This window comes from Pseudidiomarina insulisalsae, from assembly GCF_003987065.1.
Taxonomy (GTDB): domain Bacteria; phylum Pseudomonadota; class Gammaproteobacteria; order Enterobacterales; family Alteromonadaceae; genus Pseudidiomarina; species Pseudidiomarina insulisalsae.
Window position 1 is genome coordinate 166,273 of the sequence record NZ_PIPY01000008.1, and the last position, 10,102, is coordinate 176,374.

Below are 10,102 nucleotides of genomic sequence, written 5' to 3' on the forward strand. Positions count from 1 at the left end.
GCAGATCGCTTAATCGAGGCGCTTTTTAAAGCGCAGGGTGGCAATGACCAGAAATACGAAAAAGAAAATCAGAAGTGGCCAGATATCGCGATGCAACTCGACGATATCTGCGCCACGCAGTAACACGCCACGCGACATTCTGACAAAATGCGTTAGTGGTATCAGCTCGCCCAACCACTGCGCCAACCGCGGCATACCCTCGAACGGAAACATAAACCCGGATAATAAAATGGACGGCAAAAAGGTAAAAACCGTCAGCTGAATGGCCTGAAACTGCGTCTGGGCAAAGGTTGACACGGTCAGCCCCAGCGCCAGTGATGCCATGATAAAGAACCACGAGACCAGATAAAGATCGAGCAACTGACCACGCACCGGCACATCAAATAGCCATTGGCTGACCCAGACAATTAACGTCACCTGAATCAGCCCGATAATGATGTAGGGAATAATTTTACCCAGCATGAGCTCAGCGGGGCTGACCGGTGTGGTAATCAGCAGCTCTAGATTGCCACGCTCGCGTTCGCGGACAATAGCAATAGCGGTGAAAAGCACCATGGTCATATGCAAAATGACGCCAATCAGTGCCGGCACAATATTCACCGGCGAGCGGTTCTCCGGGTTGTAGTAAGTACGTGCGGCAAATAACGGCATCGGCTGGCTTTGGCCGGGCAGGGGCATTTCTGCCAGGCGCCGGGCAATCCCCTCAACGGTGGGGTCGGAGCCGTTAATCAGTAACTGTCCAACCGGACGATTCCCGTCAATCACTCGGCGCTCGAAATCTGCGGGAATATAGATACCCACCTCAATGCGGCCCTCATTGAGCAACTGTTCAAGCTCTTCTGGGCCCGAAGCGGCGCGGGTGACATTCACCACCTGACTGGCTTCAGCGGCGGCAACCACCTGACGCGATAAGCTGGTGTTAGCGTGGTCTGCCACCGCGGCATTGACGTTACGGACGTCAAGATCGATGGCATAGCCAAACAGCAGAATTTGTAACAGTGGCACGCCAACTATCATGCCGAAAGTCAGGCGGTCACGTTTTAGCTGGCGAATTTCCTTAAAGGCAATAGCAAGCAATCTACGCAGCATGGTCTTCTTCGCTTTGTTCGGAATTGAGTCGCGTGGCAACCACAAAGACATCCTCAAGGTTTGCCGTGACCTTTTCTACTTCCCCCTCTACGTCGGCTTCTTCAAGTTGCTCACGAACCAGTTTCGCAGGGTCCTCAATGTCTTTTGCGACAATAGCATGCAGACGTGTACCCAGTTGCGCGACGCTGTGGATGCCATCGGTGCCCTCCAGGCAATCGCGCGCCGCCCGCGGCGATGAAGTCATGATTTCGATCACCCCGGCGTTAATATCGCGCACCAGATCGCGCGGACGACCTTGCGCCACCAGGCGACCCCGGTCCAAAATGGCAAGGTTGTGACAGCGCTCGGCCTCATCCATGTAGTGTGACGAGACTAAAACCGTGGTGTCCTGCTCGGCGAGACTGAACAGAATGTCCCAGAAATCGCGACGACTTTGCGGGTCAACAGCGGAAGTTGGCTCATCAAGAATGAGCAGGCGTGGACGATGTAGGGTGGCGCCGGCCAGCGCCAGGCGTTGCTTCTGACCGCCACTTAAGGTGCCGGCGAACTGTGAGCGCTGCTCGGTAAGCCAGTATTCTTCAAGAGCGTCGTTGACGCGTTGTTTGATTTCACTTCGCGGAATATTGTACACCGTGCCTAAAAAGCGCAGGTTCTCGGTAACGGTCAGATCTTCATACAGCGAGAACTTCTGCGTCATATAGCCAATTGAGCGCTTGAGCTCCTCAGCCTGACCGGGCACTCGCAAACCAAGCACTTCAACCTCACCGGCGCTGGGTGTTAACAGGCCGCAGAGCATGCGAATTAGGGTTGATTTACCCGAGCCATTGGGCCCCAGAAAGCCATAAATTTTGGCCTCGGGTATTTCCAGGTCAACGTCGTCAACTGCGGTCAGGTCGCCGAACTGTTTGGTTAGCCCCGAGGCTTTAATCGCAATGTCTTCCTCACTCATTGCTTTGCTTTCCCGTCGCTTGCGGAATGGCCATGCGCACCGGAATGCCACTGGGCAGTTCGTCAGCGTTCTCCAGATCAATTTCCGTCAGGAAACTGAGCCGGTCGGCGTCATGCTCGGTCAGCGCGTAGTAGGGGGTAAACGCGGCATCGCTGGCCAGAAAACGAATTGTGCCCTGGCGTTCACCACGCCCATCGACCACCACGGTCACCCGATCACCGGTCTGCAACTGACGGTGCAGCGGCGCCGGAATATAGACCCGCGCATAAGGCCGCTGATCGGTCGCGCGTAGCACTACCAGCGGTGCGCCGGGCTGCGGCGTCTCGCGAAGTTCAAAGGGCAGGGCCTCAACTTGCGCATCGCGCGGCGCATGGTGCGATAAACGTTCAATGGTAAGTTGCTGCTGGCGCACTGCCGCCTCGGCCTCACGCACCGCGGCGCGCGCCTGTTCGAGCTCCTCGACGGTCGTGCCGTTAAGCAATGCTGCCAGTGCGGCGCGACTCACCTCAACCTCACCGGCTGCCTGCTCGCGAGTGTTACGAAGCGCGTCAAGTTGGCTCTGACTGGCCAGATTCTGCTCGTGCAGGCGGGCGACCCGCTGGAATTCTTCTTCAGCAGTTTCTAATGCGGCGTAGGCCGCATCGAGACGTGCCCGGGCCTCGTAAATACGCTCCTGACGCGGGCCGCGCACCAGTTCATCGAGGCGCCGCTGATTGCGCTCAAGCGCCGCTTCAAGCTGTGCCAGACGGCTTTGCGAGCGGCGCTGATCCTGCTCTATTAACAAATCACCTTCGCTGACCTGCTGCCCTTCGGTGACATGAATGGCGCTGATGGGCTCAGTCAGCTCCGCACTCAGCGCAATGCGATCGCGCTCCAGCGTACCGACCACGGGGTACTGCGGCGCGTCGTCACAGCCGGTAAGGGCCGCTAACAGGAGCAAAAGAAAGGCGAAGCGGATGCCGCGTGCCGCCATGAAGTGATTGTTTTGTTTCTGATTCTGTAGGTTCATACCCTTAACGAATAAACGAAATAGGTGCCGATAGCAAGGCGCGGGCTAAATCCAAACAGGTCATTGCCTGCATCTAAGGGGTAAGTTACTAAAAAAGGGCAGGCACAATGCGTCATATTTGCTTCATTCTCATTTTTATTCTGACACTGCTCCCGTTCAGCGCGAAAGCGACAGACATGCAGACTTTTCACGCGGAGATGGCTGCGTGGGATCAAACCTTTTTCGAGCGTTCATTTAATCAGTGCGATCTTGAATTTCTGCAGCGGCATCTCAGTGATAACCTGGTGTTTTATCACGATCAGGGCGGCGTACAGAACGCCGCGACTTTCCTGAAAAATACCCGGCGGGCCGTTTGTGCGCCGACCGGTCCCAAACCCACCCGGCAGTTAATACCGGGCAGCCTGCAAAGCTATCCGCTGTATGAAAATGGTCAGCTATATGGCGCAATTCAGCACGGTGAGCATGCCTTTTACCTTGCCGCAGCCAATGAAAAACCGCGCCTGACAAGTACCGCGAAATTTACCCATACCTGGCAGTTAAGTGATGCTAACTGGCGGCTGGTAAAGGTGCTTAGCTATGATCACCGAGCTCCTGAGGTGAACGAGCGGGAACTACTGAAAGCCTTGGCGCGCGCGAAGATGACCGCACTTGGCCTTGGGGTCATTAAGAACGGCCAGCTTGCCTCTACCGAGGTGCTTGGCACGCTCGACGGCACTGTGCCAGCTCCAGAGAACACTTTGTTTAAAGTGGCCTCGCTGACCAAACCCATTGTCACTATGGTGACTTTAAAACTGGTGCATGCTGGCAGATTATCCTTAGACGAGCCGCTTGCTGACTATTGGCGCGATCCGGACATTGCCGATGACCCGCGTACCGACTTACTGACCCCGCGCATTGTGCTTGCGCATCAGACCGGCTTTTATAACTGGCGGCGCTTGGCTGACAACGGCAAACTGACGTTTAACTATACGCCGGGCGAGGGCTTTGGTTATTCAGGTGAAGGGTTTGAGTATTTACGAAAAGCGTTGGAAGCGAAGTTCAGACAGCCCATAGAAACGCTGGCGCAGCAGTACGTGTTTGCCCCGGCAGGCATGACCGACACGCATTTCTGGTGGGACGAGACTGTGGATGAAAAGCGCTATGCCCGTCACTTTGCCGACAACGGTCAGCAACACCCGACGCCGAAGTATTATCAGGCGAACGCGGCGGCGAACCTTATTACCACGGTGCGTGATTATACCTTGTTTATGCAGTATATTTTTCAGCAACAACAGCTTATGCCGGAACTGTATGCCAAGATGGTCACCCGTGATCGCGAATTGGGTGAGCAGCATTATTTTGGTCTGGGCTGGGAAATTCTGGCCGATCTGCAAGCCGGTGAAGACGCAGTCTTGCACACCGGTAAAGATCCGGGTGTGAATGCCTTTGCGATATTCTTTCCGGCGTCAAAAAACGCCTATGTCATTTTAATGAACGGCGACAACTCTTTGCCGGTCATGGAACAGCTGTTACCCCAGTTATATTTGGGGGCAGCGTTATGGAACAGAAGGTAGCTTATGAATAACGAGGGAATTATGGTGCCGCTGATTTTTTTCTCGGCACTGGTGTTACTGGTCATGCTTTTGCTGGCTTATCAGTTGATTAAGAAGCGCACTTTTATCCGCTTGCTGGAGAAGAACAGTGACATGAGCCCGGCCTCGATTGAGGCCGTTGGGCGCTACCTGTTTGCGCCGAAAAATGATCAGCGCAAGGGCGTGTTTATGTTGGTCGTGGCTTTTGCTATCTGGGGCTTCTCGTGGACTGCTGAATTTCGCGGTGGCAACCTGGATCTCAACGACGCGTTAAACGGTATTGCCTTATTTCCGTTTTTTGCCGGTGTTGCGTATTTGATCCTGCATTATCTTGACCGTGACTGACCGGTAAATGCGCCAGTTCACCGATGCACAGTTAACTGCCATTGCGCAGGCAAGTGCTGATCGTTCAGCATTTGACGAGCTGTTTCGTCGGTATCAGCAGAAACTAAAAGGCTTTTTGCTAAGCAAAATGTCCGCTGCGGCGGCCGATGATGTGATGCAGGAAACCTACATAAAAGCTTTTATGAACATCAAAAAGTTTCGCGCTGAATCAGCGTTCTCCACCTGGCTGTTCGCCATTGCCATGAACGAATACAAGCAGTTTGTGCGTAAAGTGGGCGTTTTCGACAAATTAAAAGATGCGCTTTTTCGCCAGCCGCGCCTGGAACACAGTCAGCATGAGGTCGATGCCTTGATCGACTTTAGCAAGCGCGCAGCGGATTTAAGCGAAGCACAGTACAGCGTGTATGTGTTAAGCCGCGTGTACGGCTATTCACACGGTGAAATCGCTGGGCGTCAGGACATGCCCCTGGGAACGGTGAAAACTTATCTGCTACAAGCAGAGAAACGACTCAAGGTGAGCGCCAATGAGTAATCTTTCAGGCTTAAAACGTAAATTGCGTTTCTTTTTCTGGCGTCAGCGTCGACGCGCCATTATATGCTTTGCATTAGTCATTGCCGCTCTATTAGGTGCAATGGTGTTCGCTCCGCTGTGGGGCTGGGCAGCAGCGCTGGGGTTAGCTATAGTACTTGTGATGATGGTCAGTATTGACTGACACACCGGTGAAGGCACAACGCAGGAGAGCCCCCATGGATAAATTTATGCAGGCCGCCATTGATGAAGCGAAAAAAGGACTGGAAGAGGGCGGGGTGCCGATCGGCTCGGTGATTGTGCACAACGGTGAAATTATCGGTCGCGGACACAACCGCCGCGTGCAAAGCGGCAGCCCCATTCTGCATGGCGAAATGGATGCCTTTGCCGACGCCGGACGCCAGCCCGCGTCGGTTTACAAAGAGTGCGTGATTTACACCACCTTATCGCCTTGCACCATGTGCTCGGGCGCCATTGAACTGTACGGCATTCCCCATGTCGTGGTAGGAGAAAACCAAACTTTTATGGGCGCCGAAGGCCGCCTGCGCCAACTCGGCGTTAAAGTCGATGTTCTGCAAGACGCCACCTGTATTGACCTCATGAATACCTTTATTCGCAATCATCCCGAGCTTTGGGATGAGGATATCGGCAAGAGCTGATCAGCTTTTCCGATTAACTTCGATTGCTCATAGCCCCAGAATACAAACCACCTTTCCCGAATTGTAACCAACTAGTTGGTTTTTTATTGTAAATAAAATATTATCAATTTTTACGAGAACTGCTTAGGTAAGGGATTATGAAGAAGATCTTAATTTTGGGAGTTTTGGCGCTTTCGTTCTTTTCTGCTTCGGCGCACAGCTGTTCCTTTCGTATTAAAGGCGGCGACCTTATTCGCTGTGGCATGACAAAAATTGAAGTGATGGACAAAATCGGCCAGCCAAATCTGCGGGATAAAATTCTTTACACAAGCATTAAAATAAACAACACTTTACTTCATAAGACAACAATAATAACCACAAGATTCCTGCAAAAAGTACAAATGTCTGCCCAGCGGGGCACCCGCCGAGTCATGCCGATCATTCTCCTAGCCGAGGCGCTTTCGGGATGTTGGACGGTTTGAGATAAAATAGGTTTTATAAATAGGATTGGTAATAAGGACGTTGATATGAATATTGAAACTCTTTTTAATCTACTCTTCGAAGCTATCTTTTGGGTTGGAGCGCTCTCTTATATCTGGATGGTTTGGGATACTACAAAGAACAAAATATCTTACAACTGGTTAATCGGCGCATTTCTTTTATGGATAGTGGTAGTTCCTTACTACCTGGTTAAACGGAAGTCTCTCATTGAGAAAAGTCAGGAAGCGCCCGAAGAACACTCGAAGAGTCATCAAGTAGGCGCTTGGCTCTCGGTTATCGCTTGGGTTTTCTATCTCTCGTGGGCATCCAGTGATTCGACGAACTTTATGACCTGTAAGGAGGCAGTGGGAATTGCAAATGAACTTGCTATTGCTAACCTAGCTGATTTTCATGGAGTGCTTGAATCCAAAGTATCGTCCAAAATCGTTAATGTTTCGGAAGTTTACACTAGCGAAGCTGAACGCACCTGCAAAGGTGAGCTTCATTATCAAATTGATGGCTACGGTCGTGATGCTGAAATGCTGCGCTTTCGAACATATATTGATAATGGTGAACAATGGGTGCAGTTGCTCTAATTATTTTGTACGTAGGAATACCATCTAAGCTCATGAATTACATGGTGAATAGTTAAAGTTGATATTAACCTCCGCTCAGCATGAAACTAATCATACTCAAGTTGCTTTACTTTATTCAAAGGGGTTCTATGGCAGGATTTTTTTGGTGACCATCATAGAAACTGGCAACTATCAATTGAACGACTCTCGAAGTCCACACGAAAATGTTGATATTAGGTAATGAATATTCCAGTAGAGTGACTGTTTATGAATGAAGTGAAAAAAGCGTTTTTAGAGGATCTGGTAAATACGCCGCCTTGTAATCCCCCCATTTTAAGCAGCAGTTATTCGTAGAATTAATGAACCGCTTGCGTTAATTGTTTGGGCGGAATGCCTCCGATGGCCGTGTTAGGCCGCTCGTTGTTATAAAGCCAAAGCCATTGAGTGGCAAGTTCTTGTGCATGTTCGACGCTATCAAATAGATGTAAATCGAGCCATTCATGACGAACTGTTCGGTTAAATCGTTCGACATAGGCATTCTGTGTTGGCTTACCTGGTTGAATGTAAAGCATGGTGATTTGATGCTTCTCAGCCCAGTTTATCAGCTCACCCGAAAGGTACTCAGGACCATTGTCGCAGCGAATAGCAGCCGGTTTGCCTCGCCATTCAATGACTTGCTCTAAAGCTCGAATAACTCGAGCACTTGGCAACGACAGATCAACTTCAATGGTTAATCCTTCGCGGTTGTAATCGTCAATGACGTTAAAGGTTCGTAGTGAACGCCCATCAGCCAAGCTGTCGGACATAAAATCCATCGACCAGACTTGATTCATTGCTGTTGGCACGCTTAAAGCGTCTGGTTTGTCGCGTCGTAGGCGACGCTTGGGTTTGATTCGTAAGTTCAGCTCTAACTCGCGGTAAATGCGATACACGCGTTTGTGGTTCCATGGAAACCCTTTTACGTTACGCAAATGCAAGAAGCATAAACCAAAACCCCAGCGCTTCTGTGCGGTGGTTAAGCGTAGCAACCAATCAGCAATCACAGCGTTTTCATCGCTGAGTTTGCTTTGATAGTGGTAACAGCTCGTACTAATACCCATGCAAACACAGGCAAAACGAACGCTAATACCATGACGTTGAATGGCAGCTTGCGCCATCTCTTTGCGCTGAGATGGCTTTACAGCTTTCCCTCAAGAGCTTCCTTGCGGATCTCAGCCTTGAGTCGCTCTTCGGCATACATTTTCTTGAGGCGTTTATTTTCGTCCTCAAGCTCTTTGAGACGCTTCATCATCGATGCGTCCATGCCGCCAAACTTGGCGCGCCATTTATAAAATTGAGCTGAGCTCATGCCGTGTTCACGGCAAAGCTCTGGAACGGGAACACCGTTCTCGTTTTGTTTCAGAATCGCTAAGATCTGACTGTCTGTGTATCGTGATTTGCGCATAGAAAACTCCTTCGTTTTAGTTTAACGGAATTTTCTACTTATAACTGCTCCGATTTTTCGGGGGGGATTACAGCCTGATTTGGTGGCGTCCGTGTGGATATTAAATCGCACGCCATACCCTTTTGATGGCGATACACGACTATATGAGAATTGGCGTCGAGAGCTAGCGCAAAGAATTGAAGTAGACTCTTCGGAGATCGTTATTATTGGAAGTAGCGCATTCGGCGTTAGTTTAAACCCAAACAAAAATTTTCGCGCGTTTAACGGCCGATCAGATATCGATGTTGCGGTTATTTCGGACTATTTCTTCACTTTATCCTGGCGTTATTTGAGAAACTTAGGCGCCGGCATACACGGCTTGCCTCAGCCTGCCAAGCAGTCTGTTCGCGATCATGTTCAGAAGTATATCTATTGGGGAACAATTGCAACAGATAAACTGCTTCCGTACCTGCCATTTGGAAAGAGGTGGTTAGAGGTTTTGGATGAGATGTCAAATATCGCTCCGACGGTGGGACGAGATATAAAAATCAGAGTTTATAAAGATTTCGATAGCCTTAGGTCTTACCAAGTTAATAATCTGAAGCACCTAAGGGCTCAAGAGTTAGAAAAGGGGTTGTGATATGTCCAGATTTCTAAATACGACAAATAGAACTATCGTTTGGTTTAAAAAAACAAATGATGCTGGTGACCTTCAAATGAAGCCACCATTCCAAAGGAATCCGGTTTGGACTTGGCCACAAAAGAGCTACCTTATCGATAGTATATTGAATGGATATCCTGTTCCGGAAATTTATATGCAGGAATTCGTCGATGAAGATGGAAATGAGCAGCATATCATTATCGACGGTCAACAGAGAATTAGAACTTGCTTGGATTTTATCGAGGGCAAGTTCTTTATAAAAGAAGATGAGTCCCCCACATGGGGCGGAATGTCCTTTGATGACCTATCAGGAGACGATAAAAAAAAGATTTTTGGTTATATATTTATAGCTAGAATATTACCCGAAATGTCTGATGATGCTATTCGAGGTATTTTTCAAAGATTGAACAAGAACGTTGTTGCCCTAAATAAGCAAGAGCTTAGACAAGCTACTTATTGGGGGCCGTTTATAACTACAATGCAGGAGATATCTAACTACAACTATTGGAGTACTACAGGGATATTTACTCCACTTAATGTCCGTCGAATGATGGATGTAGAGTTTATTTCTGAGCTGGCTATCGCTGTCATTCACGGGCATCAAAATAAGAAAGAAAATATTGATCGATACTATCAAGAATATGAAGATGATTTTGAACAAAGAGATGATTTAATTTCTGTAATAGCCCCCATTTAAAACGGACACTCATTAGTTAAGCGATAGGCTTAGACCTATCTTTAAGGAGTGTCTATGGAGCGCATTGAAATTTTTACTGGCGAACAACGTCGTCGTCGTTATACTCCGCAAGAGAAAGCCAAGTTTGTTGCCATGA

The 10,102-nt window shown here is 49.5% G+C and carries 13 protein-coding genes; 9 read left to right on the plus strand and 4 right to left on the minus strand.

The genetic code is table 11. From position 1 onward, the window contains the following. Window positions 1–9: 9 nt before the first annotated feature. From CWI71_RS09010 to CWI71_RS09020, 3 genes are read right to left on the minus strand one after another with little or no spacing between them, the layout of a single operon-like run. A complete protein-coding gene (locus tag CWI71_RS09010) occupies window positions 10–1,089 on the minus strand; it encodes an ABC transporter permease (protein WP_126754933.1) in 1,080 nt (359 codons plus the stop codon). Further along, window positions 1,079–2,038: an ABC transporter ATP-binding protein gene (locus CWI71_RS09015; RefSeq protein ID WP_198678769.1), complete on the minus strand. Its 960-nt coding sequence runs from the start codon at window positions 2,036–2,038 to the stop codon at window positions 1,079–1,081. Before CWI71_RS09015 ends, CWI71_RS09010 begins: the two co-directional genes overlap by 11 nt. Further along, a complete protein-coding gene (locus CWI71_RS09020) occupies window positions 2,031–3,011 on the minus strand; it encodes an HlyD family secretion protein (RefSeq protein WP_157981088.1) in 981 nt (326 codons plus the stop codon). Before CWI71_RS09020 ends, CWI71_RS09015 begins: the two co-directional genes overlap by 8 nt. A gap of 212 nt (window positions 3,012–3,223) precedes the next feature. Here CWI71_RS09020 and CWI71_RS09025 point away from each other — a divergent pair, with 212 nt between their 5' ends. From CWI71_RS09025 to CWI71_RS09055, 7 genes are all read left to right on the plus strand, one after another. Further along, window positions 3,224–4,600 carry a serine hydrolase domain-containing protein gene (locus tag CWI71_RS09025; RefSeq protein WP_198678770.1) on the plus strand — a complete coding sequence of 459 codons (1,377 nt, stop codon included), beginning with the start codon at window positions 3,224–3,226 and terminating at the stop codon, window positions 4,598–4,600. Between the two features lie 3 nt (window positions 4,601–4,603). Then, on the plus strand, window positions 4,604–4,963 hold the full coding sequence (locus CWI71_RS09030; protein ID WP_126754936.1) for a DUF6249 domain-containing protein: 360 nt from the start codon (window positions 4,604–4,606) through the stop codon (window positions 4,961–4,963). 7 nt (window positions 4,964–4,970) lie between these two features. Next, on the plus strand, window positions 4,971–5,495 hold the full coding sequence (locus tag CWI71_RS09035) for an RNA polymerase sigma factor (protein ID WP_126754937.1): 525 nt from the start codon (window positions 4,971–4,973) through the stop codon (window positions 5,493–5,495). Continuing rightward, the gene (locus CWI71_RS09040; protein WP_126754938.1) at window positions 5,488–5,676 is read left to right on the plus strand and encodes a hypothetical protein; all 189 of its coding nucleotides are present in this window, start codon (window positions 5,488–5,490) and stop codon (window positions 5,674–5,676) included. The genes CWI71_RS09035 and CWI71_RS09040 overlap by 8 nt, the downstream gene beginning before the upstream one ends. Window positions 5,677–5,710: 34 nt before the next feature. Next, entirely contained in the window at window positions 5,711–6,151 is a 441-nt protein-coding gene (locus CWI71_RS09045; RefSeq protein WP_126754939.1) for a nucleoside deaminase, read from the plus strand. 137 nt (window positions 6,152–6,288) lie between these two features. Next, window positions 6,289–6,612 (plus strand): hypothetical protein, encoded by a 324-nt coding sequence (locus CWI71_RS09050; RefSeq protein WP_126754940.1) that lies wholly within the window; start codon window positions 6,289–6,291, stop codon window positions 6,610–6,612. A gap of 45 nt (window positions 6,613–6,657) precedes the next feature. Further along, window positions 6,658–7,206, plus strand: coding sequence for a hypothetical protein (locus tag CWI71_RS09055; RefSeq protein ID WP_126754941.1), 549 nt, complete (start codon window positions 6,658–6,660; stop codon window positions 7,204–7,206). Window positions 7,207–7,541: 335 nt separating this feature from the next. On the opposite strand, the gene CWI71_RS09060 is transcribed toward CWI71_RS09055, so the two are convergent. After that, a protein-coding gene (locus CWI71_RS09060) for an IS3 family transposase (protein ID WP_126754942.1) occupies window positions 7,542–8,629 on the minus strand; the annotation gives its coding sequence in 2 pieces (ribosomal slippage) (window positions 7,542–8,368 and window positions 8,368–8,629; 1,089 coding nt in all). A gap of 91 nt (window positions 8,630–8,720) precedes the next feature. Between CWI71_RS09060 and CWI71_RS09065 the strand changes: the two genes are divergently transcribed. Together CWI71_RS09065 and CWI71_RS09070 are read left to right on the plus strand one after the other, a co-directional pair. Then, on the plus strand, window positions 8,721–9,248 hold the full coding sequence (locus tag CWI71_RS09065) for a hypothetical protein (RefSeq protein WP_126754943.1): 528 nt from the start codon (window positions 8,721–8,723) through the stop codon (window positions 9,246–9,248). 1 nt (window position 9,249) lies between these two features. After that, entirely contained in the window at window positions 9,250–9,966 is a 717-nt protein-coding gene (locus tag CWI71_RS09070; protein ID WP_126754944.1) for a DUF262 domain-containing protein, read from the plus strand. The last annotated feature ends 136 nt before the right edge of the window (window positions 9,967–10,102 follow it).